Annotated in this window: 23 protein-coding genes; 19 read left to right on the top strand and 4 right to left on the bottom strand. The window is 42.4% G+C overall.

What is annotated here, in order from left to right:
• Positions 1 to 30: 30 nt before the first annotated feature.
• The gene (locus P253_RS14085) at positions 31 to 2,370 is read right to left on the bottom strand and encodes a DUF1989 domain-containing protein (protein ID WP_016658805.1); all 2,340 of its coding nucleotides are present in this window, start codon (positions 2,368 to 2,370) and stop codon (positions 31 to 33) included.
• Between the two features lie 510 nt (positions 2,371 to 2,880).
• Here P253_RS14085 and P253_RS14090 point away from each other — a divergent pair.
• The 8 genes from P253_RS14090 to P253_RS14125 all read left to right on the top strand — a co-directional run bounded on the left by P253_RS14090 (position 2,881) and on the right by P253_RS14125 (position 10,560).
• Positions 2,881 to 3,714, top strand: coding sequence for a sensor histidine kinase (locus tag P253_RS14090; protein WP_228130551.1), 834 nt, complete (start codon positions 2,881 to 2,883; stop codon positions 3,712 to 3,714).
• A gap of 2 nt (positions 3,715 to 3,716) precedes the next feature.
• The gene (locus P253_RS14095) at positions 3,717 to 4,409 is read left to right on the top strand and encodes a response regulator (protein WP_016658803.1); all 693 of its coding nucleotides are present in this window, start codon (positions 3,717 to 3,719) and stop codon (positions 4,407 to 4,409) included.
• Between the two features lie 11 nt (positions 4,410 to 4,420).
• A complete protein-coding gene (locus tag P253_RS14100; RefSeq protein WP_042119772.1) occupies positions 4,421 to 5,185 on the top strand; it encodes a PAS domain-containing protein in 765 nt (254 codons plus the stop codon).
• Between the two features lie 119 nt (positions 5,186 to 5,304).
• The gene (locus tag P253_RS14105; protein WP_016658801.1) at positions 5,305 to 6,669 is read left to right on the top strand and encodes an NAD(P)-binding domain-containing protein; all 1,365 of its coding nucleotides are present in this window, start codon (positions 5,305 to 5,307) and stop codon (positions 6,667 to 6,669) included.
• A gap of 205 nt (positions 6,670 to 6,874) precedes the next feature.
• Positions 6,875 to 7,405, top strand: coding sequence for a dimethylamine monooxygenase subunit DmmA family protein (locus tag P253_RS14110; protein ID WP_016658800.1), 531 nt, complete (start codon positions 6,875 to 6,877; stop codon positions 7,403 to 7,405).
• Complete coding sequence (locus P253_RS14115) at positions 7,402 to 8,346, top strand: PDR/VanB family oxidoreductase (RefSeq protein ID WP_016658799.1); 945 nt, start codon at positions 7,402 to 7,404, stop codon at positions 8,344 to 8,346. Before P253_RS14110 ends, P253_RS14115 begins: the two co-directional genes overlap by 4 nt.
• Before the next feature lie 16 nt (positions 8,347 to 8,362).
• A complete protein-coding gene (locus P253_RS14120; RefSeq protein WP_016658798.1) occupies positions 8,363 to 9,382 on the top strand; it encodes a heme-dependent oxidative N-demethylase family protein in 1,020 nt (339 codons plus the stop codon).
• A gap of 47 nt (positions 9,383 to 9,429) precedes the next feature.
• Positions 9,430 to 10,560, top strand: coding sequence for an aminomethyl transferase family protein (locus tag P253_RS14125; RefSeq protein WP_016658797.1), 1,131 nt, complete (start codon positions 9,430 to 9,432; stop codon positions 10,558 to 10,560).
• 106 nt (positions 10,561 to 10,666) lie between these two features.
• Here P253_RS14125 and P253_RS14130 read toward each other — a convergent pair whose 3' ends face one another.
• Both P253_RS14130 and purU (P253_RS14135) read right to left on the bottom strand, forming a co-directional pair.
• Entirely contained in the window at positions 10,667 to 11,005 is a 339-nt protein-coding gene (locus P253_RS14130; protein WP_016658796.1) for a P-II family nitrogen regulator, read from the bottom strand.
• A gap of 130 nt (positions 11,006 to 11,135) precedes the next feature.
• On the bottom strand, positions 11,136 to 12,002 hold the full coding sequence (purU, locus tag P253_RS14135; protein WP_016658795.1) for a formyltetrahydrofolate deformylase: 867 nt from the start codon (positions 12,000 to 12,002) through the stop codon (positions 11,136 to 11,138).
• A gap of 206 nt (positions 12,003 to 12,208) precedes the next feature.
• Between purU (P253_RS14135) and P253_RS14140 the strand changes: the two genes are divergently transcribed.
• From P253_RS14140 to P253_RS14185, 10 genes are all read left to right on the top strand, one after another.
• Entirely contained in the window at positions 12,209 to 12,526 is a 318-nt protein-coding gene (locus P253_RS14140) for a DMT family transporter (RefSeq protein ID WP_016658794.1), read from the top strand.
• A 150-nt stretch (positions 12,527 to 12,676) separates the two neighbouring features.
• Complete coding sequence (locus P253_RS15930; protein WP_016658793.1) at positions 12,677 to 12,910, top strand: hypothetical protein; 234 nt, start codon at positions 12,677 to 12,679, stop codon at positions 12,908 to 12,910.
• A gap of 206 nt (positions 12,911 to 13,116) precedes the next feature.
• Positions 13,117 to 13,983 carry a formyltetrahydrofolate deformylase gene (gene purU, locus P253_RS14150; RefSeq protein WP_016658792.1) on the top strand — a complete coding sequence of 289 codons (867 nt, stop codon included), beginning with the start codon at positions 13,117 to 13,119 and terminating at the stop codon, positions 13,981 to 13,983.
• Positions 13,980 to 14,873 (top strand): bifunctional 5,10-methylenetetrahydrofolate dehydrogenase/5,10-methenyltetrahydrofolate cyclohydrolase, encoded by an 894-nt coding sequence (locus tag P253_RS14155; protein WP_016658791.1) that lies wholly within the window; start codon positions 13,980 to 13,982, stop codon positions 14,871 to 14,873. The genes purU (P253_RS14150) and P253_RS14155 overlap by 4 nt, the downstream gene beginning before the upstream one ends.
• A 39-nt stretch (positions 14,874 to 14,912) precedes the next feature.
• A complete protein-coding gene (locus tag P253_RS14160) occupies positions 14,913 to 16,151 on the top strand; it encodes an FAD-dependent oxidoreductase (protein ID WP_016658790.1) in 1,239 nt (412 codons plus the stop codon).
• A gap of 11 nt (positions 16,152 to 16,162) precedes the next feature.
• Positions 16,163 to 16,489 (top strand): sarcosine oxidase subunit delta, encoded by a 327-nt coding sequence (locus tag P253_RS14165; protein WP_016658789.1) that lies wholly within the window; start codon positions 16,163 to 16,165, stop codon positions 16,487 to 16,489.
• Positions 16,486 to 19,395: a glycine cleavage T C-terminal barrel domain-containing protein gene (locus P253_RS14170; protein ID WP_016658788.1), complete on the top strand. Its 2,910-nt coding sequence runs from the start codon at positions 16,486 to 16,488 to the stop codon at positions 19,393 to 19,395. The genes P253_RS14165 and P253_RS14170 overlap by 4 nt, the downstream gene beginning before the upstream one ends.
• A gap of 3 nt (positions 19,396 to 19,398) precedes the next feature.
• Positions 19,399 to 20,058 carry a sarcosine oxidase subunit gamma gene (locus P253_RS14175; RefSeq protein WP_016658787.1) on the top strand — a complete coding sequence of 220 codons (660 nt, stop codon included), beginning with the start codon at positions 19,399 to 19,401 and terminating at the stop codon, positions 20,056 to 20,058.
• 1,213 nt (positions 20,059 to 21,271) lie between these two features.
• Positions 21,272 to 22,927 carry an HNH endonuclease signature motif containing protein gene (locus P253_RS14180; RefSeq protein ID WP_016658786.1) on the top strand — a complete coding sequence of 552 codons (1,656 nt, stop codon included), beginning with the start codon at positions 21,272 to 21,274 and terminating at the stop codon, positions 22,925 to 22,927.
• A 550-nt stretch (positions 22,928 to 23,477) separates the two neighbouring features.
• Entirely contained in the window at positions 23,478 to 24,710 is a 1,233-nt protein-coding gene (locus P253_RS14185; protein ID WP_001255534.1) for an ATP-binding protein, read from the top strand.
• A gap of 271 nt (positions 24,711 to 24,981) precedes the next feature.
• Here P253_RS14185 and P253_RS14190 read toward each other — a convergent pair whose 3' ends face one another.
• Complete coding sequence (locus P253_RS14190; protein ID WP_016658785.1) at positions 24,982 to 25,311, bottom strand: DUF4236 domain-containing protein; 330 nt, start codon at positions 25,309 to 25,311, stop codon at positions 24,982 to 24,984.
• Between the two features lie 208 nt (positions 25,312 to 25,519).
• On the opposite strand from P253_RS14190, the gene P253_RS14195 reads away from it, so the two are divergent.
• Entirely contained in the window at positions 25,520 to 26,386 is an 867-nt protein-coding gene (locus tag P253_RS14195) for a BrxR family helix-turn-helix transcriptional regulator (RefSeq protein WP_004781048.1), read from the top strand.

Consider the following 26,386-nt stretch of genomic DNA (forward strand, 5'->3'; position numbering starts at 1 on the left):
TTCTCTTCGTTTGGTTTAGGGGAACTGTGACTAGGAGCGTACGCGGCTACGCTCGGGATCATAGAAAGGCAGGCTGACCACTTTGGCATTCAGACGCTTTTTATGACCATCTAGTTGACCGACCTGAACTTCTTTATCGACCTGGGCATATTCTGGTGCCAGTCTGCACATCGCGATTTGTTTTTTTAATAACGGTGAGTTCGTACTGCTCGTGACAATACCAACAGGATACCTGCCTGCATAGATAGAATCACCATGATGGACGGGCTCATTGCCTTCCAGTATCAGTCCCATCAGTTTGTGGCGACTGGCTGGGTTCTGGTTTTGTATGGCTTGTTTGCCAATAAAATCATCTTCTTTGGTTTTTAAGGGGGTAGTAAACCCAATGCCTGCCTCAAATGGATTGGTCTGTGCATTGAATTCATGTTCAGCAAAGATCAGGCCCGCTTCAATCCTTAACATATCTAAAGCATCGAACCCCATGGGTGCGATTTGGTATTGTTGGCCTTCCTGCCAGATAGTATCCCAGAGCTGTTCGGCATGATTGGGATGACACCAGACCTCAAAGCCCAGCTCTCCTGTATAACCAGTACGTGAAACCATCAGTGGGATACCCGTTGGACCGCCGAGCTTGCCCAAAGTAAAGTGAAACCAGGCCAGTTTTTCAATCTCTGGTTGATGTTCTGGTGTCCAGATGATTTTTGCCAGTAATTCCCGACTTTTTGGACCTTGTACAGCGAGGTTATTAATCTGAGTAGAGGCATTGCGGATACTGACCCGAAAGCCCTGTTCCTTGGCTTTCTGTTTAAGCCAGGTACCTGAATATTCATCACCACAAATCCAACGGAAATTTTGTGTGCTCATTTTAAACAGGGTGCCATCATCGACCATTCCTCCAGTTTCCAGACAGGAAGCGGAATACACGATTTCCCCAATGGCAAGTTTGCGTACGTTGCGGGTCAGGACATATTGTAAAAAAGCTTCTGCATCTGGACCTGAAATATCAAATTTACGTAGCGGGCTGAGGTCCAGCATGGCGACCCGTTCTCGGCAGGCCAGATATTCGGCAACGCTTCCCCAGCCATCATATTCATTGGCAATCCAGTAGCCTTTGTACTCACTGATTTTGGAGGTCAGGGCGGAAATACGTGAATAAAATCCGGATGTCATGGTCATTCTTGGCTGCTCCTCAGGATGTATCCGATAATGTTGTGAGCGTTTAAATTCTTCGGTTTCTGCATAGATACGGACATGGATATCGGTAGGAACCCAGCCGTTGGATGGATCAATTTCATCCGGACAGGCAGAACTGGCGCAGACCAGGTCGCGATTGGCGCGTAACAGCACATAATCTCCTGGTCTGGACCAAGGTTCATCTAGGCCGATGCTGCCGCAATCCTGAACAAAGGTGTTATAGAAGAAGTTAATCGCCGGCCAGGCATCACGTGCTGCGATACCATAAGGTTTCAACACCTGATTAAAATTATCGGTACAGGAAATATGACCAAAATATCCAGCGTCATTATAAAACTTGGGGCTGCATGCAGTTAGAAACATGTCATGCCGGCCCACGGTATCCTGGATTACTTCGACCATGCTTTGCATATCACTGCCATAAAAGCGTGAATGTAAACCAGGTCTAGGTGTACTCTGACCCAGAATAGTTCTAGTGGCAACGGCATCGAGACCGATTTCATGAGCTTGTTCCAGCGCCTGCTGATCAAAAGCCAGAAAGTCCGAGCACTGTTTTCCTGATACGTCAATAATCTGGATCCATTGCCCTTTTTTGACGTGATAGGTTCGTGCAGAGGCACGGGGAACATGGATCTCTTGTACAGGGTTTGCCAAAGGTTCCGGTAAATAGGCATCAACTGGCTGGGCTTTGTGAATGATGACTTTGATTTCATCCAGGCAGGCAGGGCTGGTGATATCTAGATCTGGACCGGTATTCAACACAAAGACCTGAACGGCAGTCTTTGCTTTTATTTTGAGTATTTCAAAACCTTCAATGCAAGAGACTTGTTGCAAATGCTGTGTACAGAGCTGGTACTGATCAAACTGCTTTTGCAATGCATGGGCGGTGTGGCTTTCCTGCTGAAGTTGCGCCAAGGTGTGCTGTGCGCTGGTCATTAGATAGGTGGCAGGCGTAAGAATATCAATCTTTTCCAAAGCTGGGTGTCCATCCTGATCCAAAACCAAGAGCTCGACACTTCCATTTGCAGCTTCTAGAACCATTTCATCATTTTCATCCAGCTGAAAACGATTCAGTCTTTGTGCAGCGATCTGCATTTGTAGGATATGAATAGGTGGCTGTAAATGAATAATTTCATCGCTGAATGGTTCAGCAGGGAGTACTGATAAATGCTCCATGATCTCACCTGATCAGATAAAGTGTTTGACAGTTATCTTTTCCTTTTTTTCATGCTGCAGCTATTTCCCGGAGGGAATACCTCTCTAGAGATAAGAGAATTTTGGCATGATTCATGCTCAAGAAAATTTACTATGAAGAATAATTGCAAGGCATTTAATTGATGGATATTTATGAGTGCAGCAATGACAGCAAATGAGATGGATGCATTATTAGAACAGAGGCAAAACAGTGCATCATGGCAGGTGACGCAATTACAGCAAGAACTTGCAATACAAAAATTTGAAACTCGTTGCTTACATTTTAAAAATCAGCTGAGCAGAATTCGCCATCTGAGCAGTGAGTTGCCACACTGTCTTGCATCTTTGAAAGGGCTTCAGCCTTTGAAAAATGCACCAGAATTCGCCATTGTGACTTGTTATCCGTTTTCACAGGAATGTTTTATTTATCATGCTGTGGAGACTGGTCTGTCGTCCCAAACTCTTCGTAAGATCCAACAGGTTTTATTGCCATTGTCATCAGGAAGCAATGATGAACAAAATTTACAGCATTTGAAGATTGATCAGCATATAGCAAACTTGCTGTTCACTGGGCAGGACTTTCTCGTATGGCGGATCTATTTAGATGTCCAAGATCTAGAGCAGATCAATCATCCTATTTTCATGTTGCTAGATCGGTGTATCCGTGAAGGCTTTCAGGAAAGGGATCAACAGCACCGATATATGCAGGACATATTACAGCAGGAACGTCGGGCTTTTTCTGCAGACCTACATGACAGTATTGCGCAAATCCTGGGATATCTCAGGCTAACGTCTGCACAGCTTTACCAGCAGTGCAAGCAGCCTGCTTATCAGGAGCTCATCGAGCAGGTAGAGGACATTTCTAACTATACCCACTATGCCTACCAGCAGGTACGTGAACTGATTACGGCATCGAGGCTGGCCCAGGAGCTGGATTTTATCAAGGCGCTAAAAAAAGTGATTCAGGAATTTGAACAGCAGTCGAGTATTGTCTTTGAGCTGGATCACCGTGCTCATCATATCAACATCCAGCCTAGACATTCGGTACAGGTGCTGTACATCATTCGGGAAAGCCTGAGTAATATCGTGCGCCACTCGCATGCCTCCTATGCACGAATTTATCTGCATGTTGAGGAGCAAAAATTACAGGTCCGTATTTCTGATAATGGGCAAGGGATTGATTTACATAGAAAACGCAAAGACAGTTTTGGTCTAGACATCATGCAGGAACGTGCGGAGCGTATTGGCGCTATTTTAAAGATTTATCCAGAACAGCCACAGGGCACCTGTGTTGAGCTGACACTGAATTTAAAAGGTGGAGAATAATCATGAACAGGATTCAGGTAAGTATTGTCGATGATCATGCCCTGTTCAGGCGCGGTGTGGCAGACATCATACGCTATTCCGGGCAGTTTGAATTGCTACAGGAATATTCCTCAGGTCAGCACTTTTTAGATCACTGCGAGCAGAACTGTCCCGATCTTTTATTGCTGGATATCCAGATGCCCGATATGTCCGGGATTGAGGTACTGAAGAAACTGATGGAATATCCACTGCCGTTAAAAGTCATCATGCTGACTGCATGTGAGGATGATCAGGCAGTTTTAGATGCCATACGTTATGGTGCACAGGGCTTTTTGGCCAAAGATACTTTGCCAGAAGTTATTCTGGAAAACCTACAGCAGGTCTATGCTGGCAAGACAGTTTTACAGGAGCGCAGTGTGCATATTCTGGCTCAGCAGTTCCGGCAAATGCCAATGGATACGGCAATGACCAGGACATCGGTGCAGCAGCCTCATGCTCATCTTCTGAATGAAATGACACAGCGTGAACAGGAGACTTTAAGACTGATTGCTAAGGGGTTGAATAACAAATTGATCGCTCGCGAACTCGGAATTAGCGACGGTACGGTAAAAGTCTATGTCAAAAACCTATTGCGTAAACTCAATGTACATTCACGACTGGAGCTATCGGTCTGGGTGCATCAGAACCTGAATAGCTCAGAATTTAATATTGAATAGTGATGTAAGGAATGATGCTACAAAAACAGAAAGCGCAGAAAATTGATCAGCCAGATGAATATTGGACACCTGTTTTTGACCAGTTGAATGAGCCGGTGATTTTTTTTGATGATCAGCTGAATATTTTACGCTGTAACGCAGCTTGGAAAAATTTCAGTCGGAATACAACTACGATTTTAAATCACTATATTTATCCGGAAGACCTATACGTATTTATCCGGTCAATGCAATCGGGATTTTCCCACCCTATTCATATCCGCCTGATTCAGGATGCGGAGCATCTGGCATGGTTTGAAGTCAAAATGCAGAAAATCCAGATGATGGATTGGCATGTTCCACGTTATTTTTGGTCTATGATGGCCTGTGAACAGACCGATCTGATCAAGGCCCGTGATCTGAAAGATGCACGGCAAAGGATATTGAAAGGCATCCTGACACGTATGCCTATCATGCTGTACCGTTCGCGTAACAATCGTGACTGGACCATGGAATATGTCAGTGAAGGTTGCAAGAAGATTACCGGACATACTGAAGCTGAACTGATCAATAGCCCACTGTATGGGCAGCTCATTCATCAGGATGACAGGGAATATGTCTGGAACAATATTCAGGAGGCATTACAGCGGCATGGCTGTTTCCATATTCGTTATCGTCTGAATGTGGCAGAAAACCAGACCCATTGGGTACAGGAAATTGGTCAGGGAGCTTACTCTGAAAGTGGCATGGTTCTGGGTATCGATGGCATCGTGTTTCAGACACAGGCGGAAATATTCTGATTTTGCGTAAATTTTATACATAATGGCGTACCCATTCTGAGGAATTATCGGAACAAAAAACTCAGGCTAAGTTAGTTGCAAAGCGTTGCTTGTTATTCATCTTACATGGAGATAAGACCATGACACGTGTTGCAATTATAGGGGCAGGACCAAGCGGAATGGCACAGCTCAGAGCCTTCCAGTCTGCCCAAGCCAGAGGCGCTGAAATTCCTGAGATGGTGTGTTTCGAAAAACAGTCCGACTGGGGCGGGCAGTGGAATTACACCTGGCATACAGGTCTAGATGAGCATGGTGAACCGGTACATAGCAGTATGTATCGCTATCTCTGGTCGAATGGCCCAAAAGAGTGTCTGGAATTTGCAGACTATACTTTCGATGAGCATTTCGGTCGTCCAATCGGGTCATATCCGCCACGTGAAGTGTTGTGGGATTATATTAAAGGGCGTGTAGAGAAAGCCAATGTTCGCCAATATGTACGTTTCAATACTGCAGTTCGTTTTGTCAGTTTTGATGAGACCACCAGACTCTTTACTGTGACGGTACAAGACTATGAAAAGGATCGTATTTATACAGAACAATTTGATTATGTCGTCGTAGCTTCAGGGCATTTTTCTACCCCAAAAATTCCTGAATTTCCAGGATTTGAACATTTTGGTGGGCGTATTCTGCATGCGCATGATTTCAGAGATGCCTTAGAGTTTAAAGATAAAAATGTCCTGATTGTGGGCAGCAGCTATTCAGCAGAAGACATCGGCTCACAATGCTATAAATATGGTGCCAAAAATATTATTAGTTGTTACCGTACTGCCCCAATGGGCTATAAATGGCCAGAAAACTGGTCAGAACGTCCACAGTTAACGCATGTCGATCAGACTCATGCCTATTTCAAAGATGGCAGTTCAACAGCTGTGGATGCCATTATTTTATGTACAGGTTACTTACATCATTTCCCATTTCTGGAAGAATCCCTGCGACTGAAAACCAATAATATTCTTTATCCATTAAATTTGTATCAGGGGGTTGTCTGGGAACAAAACCCGCAACTGTTTTACCTGGGCATGCAGGATCAATGGTATTCATTCAACATGTTTGATGCCCAAGCCTGGTATGCAAGAGATGTCATGTTAGGTCGGATTCAATTACCCAATCTGGAGGAAATGCAGGCGGATACGCAGGTCTGGCATGAACAGGAACAAACATTGGAAGATGTCCATGCCATGTATAAATTCCAGGGTGACTATATCATGCGCCTAATTGAGCAGACCGATTATCCTACCTTTGATATTGAAGGCGTCAGAAAGACCTTTATGGCATGGAAGCAGCATAAGAAGGAAAATATTATGACCTTCCGTGACCATACCTACCGTTCCTTAATGACCGGAACCATGGCAGCACCTCATCATACTACTTGGCTGCAAGCGTTAGATGACTCATTAGAAGCTTATTTGCAGGAGCTTGCACCAGTACAGCAAAAAGTAGGCTAATCATCCATCCATTTTAAATCGCGGCAGTTTTCCTTTTTGGCAGAGCCATCTCTCTAGGCTCTGCTTTTTTTATGAATCAATCTGGTTTCTACAACCTGATCTCATTAAATGTTACCTCCAATGGAGTATGTTTTTTAGGGAATAGTACCGGTCTGTATATTCCTTTAAAAAATCTTTATCACATTTTTTTGGATGGGTTCAGTGTATGTCGACTGCCATGTTCAGTACTCCAAACTATCAAAACTATACGGATATAAAAACTTCAGCATCTGGTTATCTGGTTTTGCTCGAGCAGCAGGATGATGAACTGATCCACCAGCTATCAGGTCTGATTCCTGTTGATTCACCTATACAGGTCATTGTGCAGAATCAAACGGACGATGCGGCACTTGCAGATTTCCTGAATGCAGTGACACAAGCCCTGCAGGCTAAGAAAGCCGGGATTCATAGTGTGGTGATTGGGAGTGAATCTTTTATCTGGATGACTCATCAATGTTTGCAGACATTCGGTTGCCTGAAAGAAGAAATGACCCTGATTCTGAATATTAAGGCAGGACAAAAACGTAACGTCTATTGTGTACATTGCGGACACCAGCAACAGACAGAAGAGCAAGAATTCTGTACCTGTGAACACTGTCAGGTACATCTGTATATCCGGACTCATTTTTCACAGCGTTTGGGTGCGTATATGGGCGTATGTGCGAATGCCCATGATCCGATGGGGGTGGCATCATGAGTTCAACAGTTGCAGTGCGTGTCAAACAGATCAAGCAGATTACCCCCGTGATCCGTGAATTCAGTTTTGAATCAACTGAGCAGGAATTGCTGCCTTTCTCTTCCGGTAGCCATATTGTCGTCCAGTTGCCTTTGGCAGATCGGGTGCTGCGTAACGCCTATTCCCTGATGAATGATCCTTATGATCAATATGAATACAAAATTGCAGTACGTTTGCAGGAACAGTCTCGTGGCGGTTCCAAATATTTGCATGAACGAGTTAAGGTTGGAGACCAGCTCAAGATTTCTGCTCCTCTGAATTTATTCTCATTACATTCTCAGGCCCAGCATCATGTCTTTATTGCTGGTGGTATTGGAATAACTCCATTTATGTCACACATGCGCTATATGCTACATGCTAGAGACAGTTTTGAACTGCATTATGCTTGCCGCGATGGGATCAGTAATGCCTATGAAGAGGACCTGAGATATCTATTTCAGGACCAGGTTCATATTTATTCAGAAAAAACCCAGCAACGCCTGGATATTGAACAACTGCTGAGTCAACAGAATCTGAATAGCCATGTCTATATCTGCGGGCCAGAGCGGTTGATCCAGGCAGTGATCACCACAGCCAAAAAATTAGGCTGGTCACCGAACCGAGTGCATTGGGAAGCCTTTAATTCTCCTACACCAGGACAGGCATTCGAGATTTACTTAAGTAAATCCAACAAAAAGATTCATGTGCCAAGTGATTTCAGCATGCTGGAAGCACTAGAAGCATGTGATATCCAGATTCCAAACCTATGTCGTGGCGGTGTTTGTGGACAGTGTGTCACAGGCTATAGCCAAGGAGAGGTAGAGCATCTCGATCATTATCTGAGTGTACAAGAACAACAACATTCACTCATGCCATGTGTATCTCGTGCCCAAGCTGGGCAGTGTATCCATCTGGATCTATAGAAAAGGGGAAAATGCGATGACCATACAATTTAATCCGAATGAAGACATGCATGAACAGTTTCGCTATTACAACAGTCAGCAGGCAATTCAACGTTTTCCATTTCCTTTTCCTGAAGATTCTTACATGTATTCGGTGAATATCGAGCCAGCAATCTCGAAGCCGGGGACTATTTTCGAGCATTGGTTTGATATAGATGAACATTATGTTACGGAAATGAATGAACGCGGATTAACCCTGGAACAGGATCCGAAACGCTGCATCGTTATGCCGCATATGTTGCAGGCCAGCTGGGATTTCCTGGCGATGGTTATGGAGCATTACTCAAAAGACTATCCTGAATACTTCCAATTAGATAAACAGGGTAATCATTGGCATTGGACCAATCTGCCATTGAATATTGATCAGCAGTTTATTTTTGGTGACACAGCAACCTTGCCAATGCATCCATTTGAATTCATCAGTCGCCAATTTCAGGGAGATGTGGCGATTTTGGATCAACGTGATGGCGACCTGTTTATGGATGCTGGCATGATCACGGGACCTGCAGATTGGTCACTGAATTTCGATGCCGGCATGAGCTTTAAGCAGTGGCATGCCCCAGTGCCGCAGCTCGCACATAATCTAGGGGTTTTTGACCGTGCGCTAAAATTTTTGCTGAATATTCAGGTCGGGCAGCCCTATCGCCGTCTGAACTGGACCATGACGGTCAACCCACGTATGGATACCTCATCTGAAACCTATCATCTTTGGGGACATGAACGTGGTCTGGTTACAGCTGAAAATGCCGGTCATATGCTACATCTGCGTGTCGAATTACAGATGATGCCACGCTTGGCACCGAGCAATGCACTGCTATTTAGTATTCGGACCTATCTGATCAGCCTGAATGATCTGTGTACCAATCCAGCTTGGGCTCAGCGACTGCACCGTGTAATCCGTGATTTGCCAGAGCCGATTGCTGACTATAAAGGCATTAGTGAATACCGAGAGCCTCTCGTGCAATGGCTGAGTCAATTTGATTCAGACAAAAATTAACTTTCATCAACTCAAAAAGAAATCATTTATTTAAGGAATCTAATCGAATGGCAAACTCTTGGCGTATTTCTGCTCTTGCAACACATCACCGTCAGCTGGGTTCCAAACTAGAAGATTGGAATGGGATGGGTACAGCCTGGACTTATGACAGTGATATTACTGATCATTATATGGCGATCCGTACTAAAGCGGGCCTGATGGATGTATCTGGTCTGAAAAAAGTTCACTATGTCGGTCCGCATGCAGAAAGCTTGCTGGAATATGCAACTACACGAGATATATCAAAACTGTATCCAGGTAAATCAGTCTATGCCACCATGCTGAATGAGCAGGGCAAGTTTGTCGATGACTGCGTGATTTATCGCACTGGACCAAATGCATTTATGGTCGTGCATGGGACGGGAATTGGCCATGAAATGCTGGTACGCTCAGCGCTTGGACGTCAGGTCGCAGTACTGTTTGATGATGATTTACATGATCTTTCTCTGCAAGGACCTCTTGCCGTCGATTTTCTGGCTGAGTATATGCCGGGAATTCGTGATCTGCCATATTTCCATCATATTCAGACCAAACTGTTTGGTGCTCCGGTCATGATTTCCCGTACGGGTTATACCGGTGAACGCGGTTATGAGATTTTCTGCAAGGCGGCTGATGCCCCGATGATTTGGGAAACTATTCTGGAGAAAGGCGCTTCGTATGGCATTATTCCTTGTTCATTTACCACATTAGACTGGTTGCGAACCGAAAGTTACTTACTATTCTTCCCATATGATAACTCCGAATATTTCCCATTTGAAAATGACAATTGTGGCGATACACTCTGGGAGCTCGGGCTAGACTTTACGGTTTCTCCTACTAAAGGGGAATTCCGTGGCTGCTATGAACATCGTCGTCTACAGGGCAAAGAACGCTTTAAAATCTTTGGTGTATTGCTAGAAGGTCATCAGGCTTCCCAGATGGGAGATACACTTTGGGATGGGGACAAAAGAATTGGGGTGATTACCTGCGGCATGTATTCACCACTTTCAGGAAAATCGGTTGCGATTGCCCGTGTCGATGTTGATTATGCTGTACAAGGAAAAACGATCCAGGTCAAAGGAAGTTTGGAAGTGGATGCCATCACCCACACCTTACCATTTGATGATCCGCAAAAGCTAAAACGTACAGCAAAAGGCTAGAGATAGAAGTTGATTAAAAAAACCTGCTATTAAGCAGGTTTTTTTTGATCGCTCAAAATAATGTAATAAAAAAGCTGTCCGTCGACAGCTTTACATGACCTAGAAATTAGATCGCTTCATTTCCAGTTTCACCTGTACGGATACGTATAACTTGTTCGAGCGTAGTGATAAAGATTTTTCCATCTCCGATTTTTCCAGTGCTCGCTGCTTTACTGATGGTTTCAATGGCCACATCTAACTGATCTTCTAGCACAGCAATTTCAATTTTCACTTTCGGTAGAAACTCGATGTTATATTCTGCACCACGATACATTTCTGTATGACCTTTTTGTCGACCAGCACCTTTGACCTCGCTGACAGTCATCCCCTGAATTCCAAGCGCAGAGAGTTCATTACGTACATCATCTAGCTTGAAAGGTTTAATGATTGCTGTAATTAATTTCATATTCATCCCCTTAATCACATAATATTGTGTAAAAGTTAAGCAATATTAATGCCTATTTATGTTTTTCTAATCAGGTAAGTATATTAAATAAAAGACATTTTTAAGAAAAAACTAGGTTTATTCGATCAAGTTATTTAAACACCACCGTACGGTCATCATTTAGAAAAACACGATGTTCAACAAAATATTTAACTGCTTTGGACAGCGCGACAGTTTCGGTGTCCCGACCGACTGCCACTAAATCATCCGGTAAGTAGGCATGATCAACACGCTGGACTTCCTGCTCGATGATCGGACCTTCATCCAAGTCAGCCGTCACGAAGTGAGCTGTAGCCCCAATCAGTTTTACGCCTCGTTCAAAAGCTTGGTGGTAAGGTTTAGCCCCTTTAAATCCTGGTAGGAAAGAGTGATGGATATTGATGGCACGGCCAGCAAGCTGCTTGCAGAGGTTGTCGGAAAGGATCTGCATATAACGGGCAAGAATCACCAGTTCGGTCTGGGTTTCATCGACAATTTTGAGCAGTTCTGCTTCCTGCTGTTCTTTCGTATCTTTGGTGACTGGCAGGTAGATAAAGCGAATGCCTTCACGTTCTGCGATTGGGCGCAGATCTAGATGGTTTGACACAATGGCTGTGATTTCAAAATCCAGCTCGCCTTTATGATGACGGTAAAGCAGATTCAATAGACAGTGATCAAACTTGCTGACCATGATGATGACTTTCATCGGCTTGGCACAGTCGTAAAAATTTGCCTGCATATTGAATTGGGCTTTGACTGCTTCGAAACCTTGTTTTAAGTCTTCAATATCTCCATTCCCTTGGTTAAAGCGAAACACAATTCGAGTAAAAAACTGACCTGTGGTTTCATCATCGTATTGTGCCATTTCACTGATATAACACTGTTTTGCTGCCAGATACCCACTAATTGCTGCCACAATGCCGGAAGTAGCAGGGCAGCGGATCTTTAAAACATACTGTTTGGCAGTGTCTTTAGACATGGTGTTTCTCCTCAAGAAAATCTGCGGAAAATAAGAAAACTTTTTTAACTTACAGATTTCACTATAGAAGCTGATTGATAATTGTCGATATCGCTTAGGGATAAGCTGTCCTGATTTTTTGAGGTATGTCTTAAGAGGTATAGGCTTTTTGTTCTGCTGTTTTCAATATAAGACTGAATTATATCGAGTAGAACAGGTGAATCATAATGGCATGGATTGTGTTGCTGTTTGCGGGAATATTGGAAATTGTCTGGGCTTATTCCATGAAACTTTCTGAAGGCTTCACCAAAATTATTCCAACAGTTCTTACCTTATTTTTTGTCATGCTAAGTTTTGCCTTATTGAGCTATTCCATGCGTTCATTGCCTTTGGGCACAGCCTATACCATCTGGGCAGGCATTGGGGTTGTAGGCTCTTTTCTTGTGGGCATCATCATTTTGGGAGAGTCAGCACATCCAGTCCGTATTTTAGCAGCCATCCTGATTTTAAGTGGTTTAATTCTAATGAAGATCACAACAGAATGATCTTGTTTATCTATGGTGCAACTTTTAAAAAGAATGAACCTTTATTAGGCATATTTTATTCCTAAGAGTAAAAAAAGGAGGGCAAATAGCACATTTAAGTTTGGCGCATATATTGCTTATAGAACCATGTATAACCAAGGAGAACACAATATGAGTTATCCAGAACATTTCACAATAAAGAATATCCGTATGGTGAATGAAAATACCTGTGAAATCTACATGCTGAATGATCACAAGAAAACCATGAAGGCATGGACGGTGCAATGTACACAGGGGGTTGTTCATCTATTCCATGAACGTTTGAATCAGTTATTACAGTCGACACAACCATTCCAGAGCTTGTTGCAATTAAAGCAATATTACAAAGTTGATGTTTTATGTTGAATCGTTCTTGAGTGCGGCATGAGGATGCCGCACTCAGCTTCTTAATTTTAAAAAATATTCATAACAAGAAAAAAATATTCATAAAACTATAGACAGCTTAAAAAAAATCCAATATAAATTCCCTTAAAGAAATTTATTTTCCTTTTAGGAAAGTAAGGCTAGACCATTCAGATGACATGATTGAAAAAGTTTTAAGGGAAGTTTCCATGTTAAACACAGATTCAGCGCAATATATTTTAAAAATTACCTGTCCCGCTACTTCCGGCATTGTGGCAGCAATTAGTGGGTATCTGGCAGCAAAACAGTGTTATATCAGTGAAATGGCACAATACGATGATGAAACCACAGGTCAGTTTTTTACTCGAATTGTGTTTCGCTTTAACCAAGGGAATGGAGATATTGAAGACTTAAAACAAGGTTTCGAAGCAGTCAAAGCCCAATTCAATATGCAGGCAAATTTTTACGACTGTGCCAAGCCGATGAAAGTCATCATCATGGTCAGCAAGTTTGATCACTGTCTATTGAATCTGCTTTACCGTCATCATAAAGGCGAGCTGGATTTTGAAATCACAGCCATTGTGTCAAACCATCTAGATCTGCGCCCAATCGCAGAACGTGAAGGCATTCGCTTTATCTACCTGCCAGTCACCAAAGATACGAAAGAACAGCAGGAAGCAGAACTGCTCAAAATTGTCGATGAAACCCAGACCGAACTGGTGATTCTTGCCCGTTATATGCAGATCCTTTCCGACAACCTCTGCAAGCAGCTTGCTGGCCGTGCCATCAATATCCATCACTCTTTCCTACCAGGATTTAAAGGGGCTAAACCTTACCACCAAGCTTTTGAACGAGGCGTAAAACTGATTGGGGCTACAGCTCACTTCGTGACGGCTGACTTGGATGAAGGTCCGATCATCGAGCAGGAAGTCCAGCGTGTTGATCATGCCTACTTACCGGATGATTTAGTGGCAGTCGGTCGGGACACCGAAACTGTCGCGCTGTCCAAAGCAGTTAAATATTTTGTTGAACATCGTGTTTTTTTAAATGATGACCGTACGGTGGTGTTTAAATGAATATCAGTGCAAACCTACAAACTTCTGCCCAAATTGTTGATGGTAAAGCAACTGCAGCAAAGGTACTGGAAGAAGTCAAAGCTGAAGTACAGCAGTTTAAACAAAAGGGCATTGAACCTTGTCTGGCCGTGGTATTGGTCGGTGATGATCCTGCGAGCCACGTTTATGTACGTAATAAAGTTGAGAAAGCTCAGCTGGTCAATATCCGCTCTTTAGAGTTCCGTATGGATGCTGATACGGCGGAAGAGGTATTACTGGAAAAAATTGATGAACTGAATGCAGATGCCAGTGTGCATGGCATTCTGGTACAGCTGCCATTACCCAAACATATCAATGAAACTGCTGTATTAGAACGTATCCATCCGCAAAAAGATGTCGATGGTTTCCATAGTGAAAACGTCGGTGGCTTGAGTCAGGGGCGTGATGTCCTCACTCCATGTACTCCAACGGGATGTATTCGTTTACTGAAAGATACCTTGGGGCCGGATTTAACAGGTCTGAATGCTGTCGTGGTGGGGCGTTCTAATATCGTGGGTAAGCCGATGGCGGCCTTGCTTTTAAAAGAAAGTTGTACAGTCACCATTGTGCATTCTAAAACCAAAAATATTCAGGATATTTGCAAGCAGGCAGACATTCTGGTTGCTGCAGTTGGTCGTCCGCTCATGATTGACGAAAGTTATGTTAATCCGAACATGGTCGTGATCGATGTAGGGATTAACCGTATTCAAGTGGATGGCAAAAACCGTTTGGTAGGCGATGTCCATTATGAGGCAGTCATTGATAAGGTCAAAGCGATTACACCCGTACCTGGAGGTGTAGGACCCATGACGATTGCTTATCTCATGAAAAATACACTCGATGCAGCCAGATTGCAGACAAAAATATTTTAAAAATAAAACAGGTATCAGAGATACCTTGGAGGAAAACCTATGCCACTTGGACTACTTAAATACGGATTAAGCAGTGAATATCCAGTTGAAGTGGATTTACCTCCACCGAAGGAACTGAAATCTCATTATGACGTGGTCATTATTGGGGGGGGGGGACATGGACTGGCAACGGCCTATTACCTAGCTAAATATGAAGGCATTACTAATGTGGCTGTGTTGGAGAAAGGATATTTAGGTGGCGGAAATACTGCCCGTAACACAGCAGTAATCCGTTCAAACTATCTGACTTCAGAAGGGGTTAAATTTTATTCTGAATCGGTCAACATGTTTAAGAATCTCTCGAATGAGTTTGATTTTAACATCATGTATTCCGAGCGTGGTCAGCTGACACTGGCACATACAGATTCTACTGTACGCGCTTTTCGTCAGCGTGCTGAAGTGAATAAACACTTTGGTGGACGCACTGAATTGATTGATCGCCAGCAGATTAAGGAATTGGTACCCTGTTTAAATCTGGACCCGGCACATTTACCAGTATTGGCTGGTCTTTGGCATATTGATGGTGCTACAGCTCGACATGATGCAGTGGCTTGGGGATATGCCAAAGGGGCATCTAAACGTGGTGTAGAGATTCACCAATTAACTGAAGTGCAAGATTTTGTGACTCAAGGCAATCAGGTCACTGCAGTCAAAACCAATCGCGGTACTGTGAAATGTGGCTGTGTGGTACAGGCGATTGCTGGTGCTTCAAGCTTGCTCATGAACAAACTGCATATTCGTTCACCAATTCATACCTTCCCGTTGCAAGCGATGGTTTCTCAGCCATTCAAGCCATTCATTAATCCGTTAGTCAGTTCATCCGCACTGCATTGCTATGTACAGCAAACCAGTCGAGGTGAAATTGTTTTTGGTGGTGGTTCGGATCCATACCCACTTTATAACACGCGTTCAACACTTGATTTAAAAGAAAGTTTGCTCGCACATGCGATTGAAATGTTCCCGTTTATGGCCAATGTCAAATTGATGCGTCAATGGGCGGGTATTACCGACATGACCCCAGATTACAGTCCAATTATGGGTAAGTCACCGTATGACAATTATTACCTAGATGCGGGTTGGGGGACCTGGGGCTTTAAGTCAACACCAATTTGCGGCAAGACCATGGCTGAATTGGTGGCTACTGGTAAGACACCAGAACTGATCAAACCATTTGAACTATCTCGCTTTAGCCGCTTCCAACAAGTCAATGAAATGGGCGCAACCGCAGCGAGCCACTAAGGAGATATGCCATGAAAATAATGATTTGTCCTCTGAATGGTCCGCGTAATATCAGTGAATTTACCTATGGCGGAGAAGTGCGTGAGATGCCCGATCAGAACACTTGTACGGATCAGGAATGGGCTGACTATGTATTTAATAAAGACAATTTAATTGGCGTGGTACGTGAGTGGTGGATGCATACACCAAGTAGCTATTGGTTTATTGCAGAACGGCATACCGCGACAGATGAGATTCTGTGTACCTATGACCCAAAACAAATTTTTAATAAACGTATTGAATTTACAAATGAAGCGCAGGTGACAACATCTGCATTACAACAAGGGGTAGGCGCATGACAAAAATAGGCTTAGACAGACTTCCTGCACCTTATGGGCTACTGATTGACCGTGATCATCAAGTGCAGTTTGAATTTGATCAGCAGCGTTTCAGTGGCTTTGCTGGTGACAGCATTGCCAGTGCTTTAATTGCTAGTGGACGCTGGATCATGTCGCGTTCATTTAAATACCACCGTCCACGTGCACCATTGACAATGGCAGGACAGGATGCAAATACCTTGATCCAGCTACCACAAGAACCAAACGTATTGGCAGATTGTACGGATATTCAAACGATTACGACTTCTTCAGGTCAAAACTATTCAGGTTCTTTATTAAAAGACTCAGATGCATTTTTAGGTAAGTTTTCTAAATTTATGCCAGTGGGTTTTTACTACCGTTCTTTCTATAAACCCAAAGGTGTGTGGAAACTCTGGGAACCGATGATCCGTAAAAAAGCCGGACTAGGTGTGCTAGATCTGAATTTCGAGCCGGAATACTATGATAAGGCATACTTATTTACGGATGTTGCTGTGATTGGTGCAGGTCCTGCAGGGTTGAAAGCAGCGATTACATCAGCCGATGCCGGTTTGAAAGTATTACTGATTGAACAGGAAAAAGTACTCGGTGGCAGTTTGAACTATGCACGTTTTGACATAGCAGGGCAGCGAGCAAACCAATTAAGAGACGAATTGATAAATGTAGCTGAGCAGCATGCCAATATCACAGTACTGAAAGAAGCCGTCTGTAATGCCTGGTTCACGGATCATTATCTGCCCGTGATCCAAGGTAAACGCATGTATAAAGTCCGTGCCAAACAGTGCATCGTGGCGAGTGGCAGTTTTGATCAGCCGGTGGTTTTCAGAAATAATGATTTGCCGGGTGTCATCTTAACCAGTGCTGTACAGCGATTAATCAAGTTATATGCTGTAAAACCGGGTCAGAAAGTTGTCATTCTGACCGGTAATGATGATGGTTATTTTGCTGCACTGGATTTGCTAGACGCCGGTATTGCAGTTCAGGCTCTGGTTGATATGCGTGCAGGTGCCGCCGATGCAGCATTACAGCAGGCTGTATCGGCTAAAATCAAATGTTATTACAGCAGTACAGTGTATGAAGCACAACATGATCGTGCCATGCAGCATCTTACTGGTGTGGAAATTCGGCAGATTACTGCTGAAGGGCAGGTCGCGAAAGACTCAATTTATCTGGAATGTGATGTACTGGTGATGTCATCAGGCTATATGCCTGTGTATCAGCTACTGTGTCAGGCAGGTGCTAAACTAAGCTATGATGACCGCCGTGCCCAGTTTAGTATCACGGGATTGCCAAAAGGTTTACATATCACAGGTTCTGTACACGGTGTACATGCAATTGAGAATGTCCTCAAAGATGCAGAACATACTGCACAGAATGTCATACGGTCTATCCAAGAAAAATCACAATTTGCTCAAGAGCTGAGCTTCATTGAATCGTCTGTCAATTTCCCTTGGCCGATGTTTGCACATCCTAAAGGTAAAGAATTTGTCGACTTTGATGAAGATCTGCAAATCCGCGATATTATTAATGCAACCAAGAGCGGCTACCGTGATGTACAGCTGGTTAAGCGTTTCTCGACTGTTGGTATGGGACCATCACAAGGCCGTCATTCAGCCTTGCCAACTGCACGTTTAGTTGCGAAATACACTGATCGTAGTGTGAGTGAAACAGGCGTGACCACAGCCCGTCCTCCATTTACTGCCGAAAAACTGGCACATATTGCGGGTCGTGGTTTTGATCCATATCGTCAAACTCCAATGCATCAACGTCATTTAGAACTCGGTGCGAAAATGATGCCTGCAGGTAACTGGCAACGTCCGGCATTCTATGGTCCTGCAGAGCAGCGTTTGAAAAATATTGAACGTGAAGCACTGAACGTGCGTCAAAATGTAGGCATCATTGATGTCTCCACCCTGGGTGGTTTAGAAATACGCGGTGCTGACAGTGCTGAGTTCTTGAATCGTCTGTATACCTTTGCTTTTGCAAAATTACCAGTAGGCAAAACCCGTTATGCTGTGATGGCTGCAGAAGATGGTGTAGTGATTGATGATGGGGTCGCTGGTCGCATCAGTGAGCAGCATTTCTATGTCACAGCGACGACCAGCGGTGTCGACCGTATTTACCAGCAGATGCTGAAATGGAATGCACAGTGGCGTCTGAATGTTGATATTACTAATGTGACCACGGCATTTGCTGCGGTGAATGTCGCAGGACCCAAGTCTCGTGCATTGATGCAGAAAGTATGTGCCGATGTGGACTTTAGTAATGAAGCCTTCCCGTATCTGGGCTTAAGACTGGGCACAATTCAAGGCATCCCTGTCCGTCTGCTTCGTGTCGGGTTTGTAGGTGAATTGGGCTATGAAATTCATTATCCAGCGCGTTATGGTGAATTTGTTTGGGATCTGTTGATGGAGGCAGGCAAAGAATGGAATATGCAGCCATTTGGTGTAGAAACTCAACGTCTACTGCGTCTTGAAAAAGGCCATATCATCATTAGCCAGGATACCGATGGCATGACTCATCCGAAGGAATGCGATCTCAGCTGGGCAGTAGCAAAATCAAAACCCTGGTTTGTCGGTAAACGTTCGATCGAAATTCTGGCCTCGCAGCCTTTAAAACGCAAACTGGTTTCTTTTGTACTCGATAAGAATAAGACTCAACCGTTGGAAGGACATATCGTACTAGAAGGTGAAAATATTTCGGGCAATATCACGTCTTGTGAGTACTCACCAAGCTTAGACAAAATTATTGGCATGGCTTATGTGGGAATCAATCAAAGTACAGAAGGTCAGACTTTTCCGATCCGTGTCGAAAAAGGTGAAATAGTGCAGGCAACAGTCGTCAAAGCACCATTTTATGATCCAGAAAACAAACGTCAGGAGGTTTAAACGATGCACAATCTATATCAGGCAGAGCGCAGTTTAATCCAGCGCACGTTTGAAAAATATGATGCTTATGGTTCAGGCAAATATTTTCTAACTACATCTAATCAGCAGGAGCAGCTTAAGCGCTGCGGCCTGATTGATTTAACCCATTTATCTCGTGTGGGATTCCGCGGTGTAGATGCAGCGACCTATTTGCAGGAAAAGGGATATCGTACGCCAGAAATACCCAATACTGTACTTGCTCAGGACGATGGCAGCTTTGTGGGGCGTCTTTCTGCAACTGAATATCTGATTTTAGGGTCATTCAATCATTTTGGTGACAAGGTTACAGCACTTGAAGCTGAGTGGCAGATGGATGAATATCTTAATTATTTACTGCCACGCCAGGATAGTCATGCTTGGATGATGCTTACCGGAGATAATGTCTCTGCCATTATGGCGAAGCTTTGTGCAGTAGACTTAAGCGCAGAAGAATTCAAGCCAGGTCAGATTGTGCAAACTTCAGTCGCAAGAATTAATGCCATTGTGCTGAATGTCAGCGATGAGATTTGTCCGAAATTTAGCATTCTATGTGATCGTTCTGCGTCCTTGTATTTATGGGACGTGCTGATTGATGCGATGGCTGAATTTAATGGCAAAGTAATCGGTGTGAATACACTACTTTAAAGTTTCCTCAACCATAAGCCCCTGTGTATGGCTGCTGATGTCAATCGGCAGCCATATCATTTTTAACTTCCTTAAAAATTAAGTAGCCCATTTTTTGAGAACAGCATCCTATGTATTAAGATGCTGAAATTTGGTTTGTATATATTGATCTAAAACAGACTAAGTTATTGAATTTTATGTTCATAGACACCAATTATATTGAAATGATGTCTATGAATCACACATCTAACTTAGACCAGTGTTGATCAGTCAACATTGTACGTGGCATAGCGAGGAGTAGATTTGGTTTGGCGATTAAATGGCTTTGTTGCATAAATATGTAAGCATCTGATTTAAATAAATTTAATTTTGGATCAAAAAATAATCAAAACTTTTAAAATCATATAGTTATGAAATCTTTGTGCAACAAAGCCAATACAGCGTAGAAAACTGGGTTGTGTTTTTGGTTTGATTTTATAAGCTAATTTTAAATAGCCTAAGCAAATATATTTCAGAAAAATAGCCCAAGCCTTTGCTTTTTAAAACTGCTGTTTTACAAAGCAAAGGCTTGGGAGTCCACCAATATGATTATTTTTAGATTTTAATGAGATACCAAAAAATGGAGAAGATAAATTAATTAGCTTAGGTAAACCTTCTATAAGTATGCAGCATAGATTTTGAGCTAAACACGCATCCTTGTATGTAGGTAAAATACAGGGATTTTTCGGCTAAAATTTTGAAAAAATTAAGCCAGCATTCAATTTTAAAATATCACTAAAAAATGAATAAAAAATTCTAATTTGGTTTGACCAAAGAAAAAGATACCCATATGATAATTACGTTACAGCAAAATCTGTAATCGGGCGTGGAAACCCGCATCTCAACGTACTAAAGAGTCACTTTTAGTGGCTCTTTTGTGTCTGCATGGCAATGCTTTATGGCAGGCCAAGTAGGGCAGTCTATGACTGGCCGTTTCGTTGAGCGGTATTTCCACCCCTATTTGGTTTGCCACCATCTCGTGGAAAAGATGTTGGCAAATTTCACATTGATCAACGAGATTACAATATGAAAAATATCATCTTAAAAGTACCCATTTCTCTTAAGCTTCTTTTGTTAGCGCTGACTGGATATTGACGGTCATTTAGTTCACAGCTTTAACCAAATCGAACTATATACATTTTCAAATTTCGTACTTGAGCGAAAGTAGGAAAGTGTTGCCTGGAGAAAATAAGAAATGGGTTCTACACGACTATTGACCAATATTATTCAGCGTAAAGTCATGTTGCCAGAAGAAATGTCACCTTCAATGCAGCGTGACAATTTTGAAGTGGCACTGACTGATTTTGAAAAGCATCCAATCATCAAATGTTTATTTAAGGCGGATAACCAGCGTTCTACGGAATGTTGGAGCGTGCAAGAAATTGCAAACTTTATTGAGGATTGCACAGAAGATCAAAACATCAATTTATGCATTTTGTATTGGAAAGATATACACGGCAATATTTACATTATTGATGGGGCACATCGTCTTTCCTGTATTTATGCATGGATCAATAGATATTTTGCGGATGAGCAAGTCCCTCAAGCACCTAATTTCAATGATCAACAAAAACAAGATATTCGTTACCTCCGCAATTATTTAGGAGATCTTGCTGATTTTCAAAAAATTTGTACTGATGCCGAATTCGCAGAAAAAAAATCGAAATTAGGCGATATTAAAATCAGTTTCCGGCAGGTACTGGGGACCCCGGAAGATGCGCGACGGGTATTTCAATCGATTAACTCAGATACTAAACGTCTAGATAAATATGAGGAATATCATCTCAGAAGTCGCGGTAGTGACGCGTATTATGCGATCTATGCCTGTTGTTATATCAATGACAATAAATCTAACTTGGAAGAGCTCCAATATACACGTTTAAATGAGCTGATTGAGTTAGGGGAGAGGATCCATCAGCTCCTTTTTTCGACCATTTTATTAGACAATGAAATGAGTCATGGCAAAAAAATTGGCTTGGTCAATGAGTTGATGAATATCATTGCTGGTGATCAGATTCATAATATTATGAGTCTGAATCAGGGGGAACGCGTTGAAAACCTGATGTCGCATCTGTTGACCATTCTTTGCAGAATAGCGACGCCTGTAAAAAATACTGGGGTTCCGAGTTTGGGCTTTCATCCATACTTATATTTTTATAAGGACCAGCGTTTTCAGATTACTTCTTTTCTTGCATGGTTTTCAATTGTGTATGAAATTCATGAAAGCCTCATGCAGATTCATCATCGAACGATTAGTTTCAAGGACTTCACCCGGGTACGCCGTAGTATTGAGTTCTTGATTGCTAATTTCCCCGTGGCGACTACTGAAACGGTCGGCAAGTTCGGCAGTGGTATCAAGGGCTATGATCGGCTACAAATTGTCTATAAAGCCTTTATTTGCTTAAGCTTGGAAATGGAAGTTGATTTTGATGATGAGGAATGCCTGAATACCTTTATTCTGTCCATGTCTAAGGCCTTCAAGTACATAAACTTTAATGAGTTTTATGTCGAAAGATTTTTGGGTGGTTATGATGATGCAGTCGTCAAGCATGTGGTGGGATATGTGGAGTCGATTAGTCCAATTTCTCGGTCAAAGCCCAAGGCCTTTTCGGCATTAACCAAGAGTCTGCTTAAGCACAATTTTCTGGTGGGTAATCATAACTTTTGCCTCATTTGTGATGGATTGATCTATCTTGATTCTACTGAATCGGATCATCGGATTGCCAAAGCCGTAGGTGGGCAAGGTGTTCTAGAGAATGGTCTGCTGGTTCATCCCATCTGTAATAGAATGAAATCAGATCTGAGTCTGGAAGAGATTAGAGCGGATTTGTTTGGTGAATTACTGTATTAATCAACAGAGCGATGAGCTCATTTTTGCAGATGTATCAATCATTAATCACATGATTTAACTTTTGATACATTCAGCCAATGTGGTTATTTTTAATTCAGTCAAGAATCACAACCAGAAACTAGCTGTAGTTTCTGAATGACCGTCAAGGTCCTTAGTTTCGCCCATAGATTCCCTCTGTGGGCTTTTTTTTGATCAAAAATTGTATAGATGCTCTAAAATAAACCTTTTAGCATTTCATAAGCAATTAGGATTAAGGCTGAGACCATCAGCACAACAAAAATGAGTTCCACTCTAGTTAACATATTAATTCCTTTTACTTTTCACTTAATTTATATAGCAGTTAAGTCGCAGCATCAATGACATAACATGACATGGAAAATAATTAAAAAGACAGAATTTGGATTTTTATCAGATCTACTGTTTGCATGCTTCAACAGTAGCTTTGAATGTTTCACTTAAACTTTAAACTTTTTTTAAAATTGAATATTTTTACATCTAGGTTCTAAACTTTGATAGAATTAATTAAAACTTTAGATTTGAAGTGTAAACAATGCGAAGCGCTAATATTCGACGTGATGGCTACTTAAAATTTCTGAATACATGGCAAGACCGTGATGTCATTAAAGTGCTTTCGGGTGTACGTCGCTCTGGAAAATCCACCTTGTTAGCGATGTTTCAACAAGACCTAAAAGCACAGGGTGTACAAGCCGAAAACATCATTGCTATCAATTTCGAATTTATGGAATTTGAAGAACTCACAGATTACCGTAAACTACATGATTATGTACTGTCTAAAGTTGATAAAAGCAAAAAAAACTATGTTTTTTTAGATGAAATACAACATGTTACAAATTTTGAGAAAGTAGTCGACTCTTTATATGTTCGGGATTATATCGATTTATATATTACAGGCTCAAATGCATTCTTTCTAAGTGGAGAACTTGCGACTTTACTTACAGGACGCTATATAGAGCAACACGTTCTACCTCTGTCATTCCAAGAATTTAAACAGTGGCATATTGAAAATAATCCGATCATCCAACAATTATCCAATCGTGATTTGTATGCCATGTATACGCGCAGTAGTTTCCCTTATACGCTTGCCATGACTAGCCAGCAGGAAACTTATGATTACTTGCAAGCGGTCTATGCCAGTGTAATGTTTAAAGATGTTATTCCCCGTTTGAATACGGCCGATATTAACTCTCTCGAGCGTGTCGCAAGATATTTAGCAAGCGTGACAGGCTCACCCATTTCCATCAATAAAATTAAAAATACCTTTGTTTCAAGTGGGGTTAAGATTTCATTTGAAACAGTAAAACGCTATATTCAGGGCTTACAGGACAGTTTGTTATTTTATAGTGCCGCACAATTTAAAGTACGCGGGCGTGAGTTATTACAATCCTCTGAAAAATACTATTTAGTTGATGTCGGATTGCGCCGGATTATGTTGCCTGATGCTAATGCTGATCAAGGTCATATCTTAGAAAATGTGATTTATCTTGAGCTTGTCAGACGAGGTTATACGGTCTATGTAGGGCGGGTTGATGAATATGAAATTGATTTTGTTGCTGTCGATACTTTACAGAATTTAACTTATTATCAGGTGGCATTAGAAACGCTCAATGAGGAGACACTCAGCCGAGAGTTACGTCCATTACAGAAAATTTCTGATTCGTATCCCAAGTATTTGCTTACCTTAGACACGATAGGGACTGAAGCGAATTATAATGGTATTGTAAAAATGAGTGCTCTCGATTGGTTGCTATCTGAAAATAAGTAAAGTTGAGGGTAGACATGGATACTCTTATTTATTAATTAAAACTCAAAGACTTTTCAGCATCATTCAAGAATGTATTCAAGCATAATTTCTGCTCCAATTGTGATGGATCGATTTACCTCGATTCGATTGAGTCAGACTATCATGATTGAGCCAGAGTCGCTTACTGAAAGTAGCGAGAATTGCGCTGGAGTTTCTGAAGGATATTAATTCCTTAGTTTGCCCATTCATCCATCTGGGCATTTTTTTTGATCAAAATACAGTGCTGTTCTTGCTAAAAAATGACGGCACCCACCATAAAACACAATATTCCAAAAATAATCCAAGGCCAGATCTTTGTCCTCGGTTGTTCTAAATTCTGAGGATTATATTCCGTGTGTTCTAGCGATGTCGGTTGTGGAACACGGGTCTTTTTAGAGTAAGGCTGGTGTTTAGAGTAAGATAGTCCCGTACCTGAAATACCGACACTGGTTCGCGTACCTTTTTTTCCAATATTTAGAGAAGCACCAGGTTTGCCAATGCTAGCACTGCTGATGCCTTTATGGGTCAGATTAATTTTAAAACCCGGGAATAATTTAATACTTTTACGAAATCTAAAACCCATATTGCTCTCATTCTAAAACTTAGCTCAATTCACGCGCTATACCAGGATCCATGATCTGCTAGAGATCGTACTTTGACGGCTATCATCAGGATACTAGTATATTTTTTATCTGATGATTGCAATACTACCTTTAAATACCGTCAAAAATGTTTACTGTATATTTGCTGTAGGGTAATCTTAAAGCTGCTATTTATTGACTGATTGGTATATGACGACAGATAAGCATGAAGTCCTGCTACGAATGCGAGCCATCGAGCTGCTTGCTTACTGGGAAGGTCGTTTGGTTACCAATCGTTTGATGAGCTGGTTTGGGCTGAGTCGACAGCAGGCTTCTGCGGATATCAAGCGTTACAATACGCTGTATAACCCCGATGCCTTGATTCATGACCCCTCCGTAAAAGGCTATGTGCCTAAAGCCACGTTTCAACCGGTGCTGACTACCGTACATATCAATGAATATCTCAATATGCTCTCGGGCTTGGTCAGTGAATCGCATGCGCTGATTGCGATGCCAGAACCGAATCTTGCAGCAGTTCAATTACCTGATCGCAGTGTACGTCCTGAAGTGATTCGGGAAGTTTTGCGTGCCTGCCGCAACCAAAGTACTTTAAAAATGATTTATGCCTCGATGCAGAATCCGCAGTGGCATGAACGCATGATTTCCCCACATACCCTGGTGTATACCGGTTTTCGCTGGCATGTCCGTGCCTATTGCCATCAGAGCAAGCAGTTTAAGGACTTTTTACTCTCCAGAATTGATCGCACACCTGTTGTGGTGGCGATTGAGTCAGTAGACCCTGCTCAGGATCAGCAATGGCATGAAGAAATTCTACTGACGCTGATCCCTAATCCAAAATTGAATGAAGCTCAAAAAGCGCTGGTCGAAAAAGACTTCGGCATGCCTGATGGCAGATTACAGATTCCGGTGAAAAAAGCCCTGGCTCACTATACCTTGCAGCGATATCAGGCCGCGATCACGCTGGCTGAGGCGGATGATGCCTTGAAATATCCCTTGGTACTACAACGCTCAGATATCGAAAAGCTGTCGTCTTACCTGTTTGATCAGGCCTCATAG

This window comes from Acinetobacter indicus CIP 110367 (assembly GCF_000488255.1).
Lineage (GTDB): Bacteria > Pseudomonadota > Gammaproteobacteria > Pseudomonadales > Moraxellaceae > Acinetobacter > Acinetobacter indicus.

Coding starts and splice junctions, on each gene's coding strand:
- P253_RS14085 (WP_016658805.1), bottom strand. CDS start 2,370: ATGGAGCATTTATCAGTACTCCCTGCTGAACCATTCAGCGATGAAATT.
- P253_RS14095 (WP_016658803.1), top strand. CDS start 3,717: ATGAACAGGATTCAGGTAAGTATTGTCGATGATCATGCCCTGTTCAGG.
- P253_RS14100 (WP_042119772.1), top strand. CDS start 4,421: ATGATGCTACAAAAACAGAAAGCGCAGAAAATTGATCAGCCAGATGAA.
- P253_RS14105 (WP_016658801.1), top strand. CDS start 5,305: ATGACACGTGTTGCAATTATAGGGGCAGGACCAAGCGGAATGGCACAG.
- P253_RS14110 (WP_016658800.1), top strand. CDS start 6,875: ATGTCGACTGCCATGTTCAGTACTCCAAACTATCAAAACTATACGGAT.
- P253_RS14115 (WP_016658799.1), top strand. CDS start 7,402: ATGAGTTCAACAGTTGCAGTGCGTGTCAAACAGATCAAGCAGATTACC.
- P253_RS14120 (WP_016658798.1), top strand. CDS start 8,363: ATGACCATACAATTTAATCCGAATGAAGACATGCATGAACAGTTTCGC.
- P253_RS14125 (WP_016658797.1), top strand. CDS start 9,430: ATGGCAAACTCTTGGCGTATTTCTGCTCTTGCAACACATCACCGTCAG.
- P253_RS14130 (WP_016658796.1), bottom strand. CDS start 11,005: ATGAAATTAATTACAGCAATCATTAAACCTTTCAAGCTAGATGATGTA.
- purU (WP_016658795.1), bottom strand. CDS start 12,002: ATGTCTAAAGACACTGCCAAACAGTATGTTTTAAAGATCCGCTGCCCT.
- P253_RS14140 (WP_016658794.1), top strand. CDS start 12,209: ATGGCATGGATTGTGTTGCTGTTTGCGGGAATATTGGAAATTGTCTGG.
- P253_RS15930 (WP_016658793.1), top strand. CDS start 12,677: ATGAGTTATCCAGAACATTTCACAATAAAGAATATCCGTATGGTGAAT.
- purU (WP_016658792.1), top strand. CDS start 13,117: ATGTTAAACACAGATTCAGCGCAATATATTTTAAAAATTACCTGTCCC.
- P253_RS14155 (WP_016658791.1), top strand. CDS start 13,980: ATGAATATCAGTGCAAACCTACAAACTTCTGCCCAAATTGTTGATGGT.
- P253_RS14160 (WP_016658790.1), top strand. CDS start 14,913: ATGCCACTTGGACTACTTAAATACGGATTAAGCAGTGAATATCCAGTT.
- P253_RS14165 (WP_016658789.1), top strand. CDS start 16,163: ATGAAAATAATGATTTGTCCTCTGAATGGTCCGCGTAATATCAGTGAA.
- P253_RS14170 (WP_016658788.1), top strand. CDS start 16,486: ATGACAAAAATAGGCTTAGACAGACTTCCTGCACCTTATGGGCTACTG.
- P253_RS14175 (WP_016658787.1), top strand. CDS start 19,399: ATGCACAATCTATATCAGGCAGAGCGCAGTTTAATCCAGCGCACGTTT.
- P253_RS14180 (WP_016658786.1), top strand. CDS start 21,272: ATGGGTTCTACACGACTATTGACCAATATTATTCAGCGTAAAGTCATG.
- P253_RS14185 (WP_001255534.1), top strand. CDS start 23,478: ATGCGAAGCGCTAATATTCGACGTGATGGCTACTTAAAATTTCTGAAT.
- P253_RS14190 (WP_016658785.1), bottom strand. CDS start 25,311: ATGGGTTTTAGATTTCGTAAAAGTATTAAATTATTCCCGGGTTTTAAA.
- P253_RS14195 (WP_004781048.1), top strand. CDS start 25,520: ATGACGACAGATAAGCATGAAGTCCTGCTACGAATGCGAGCCATCGAG.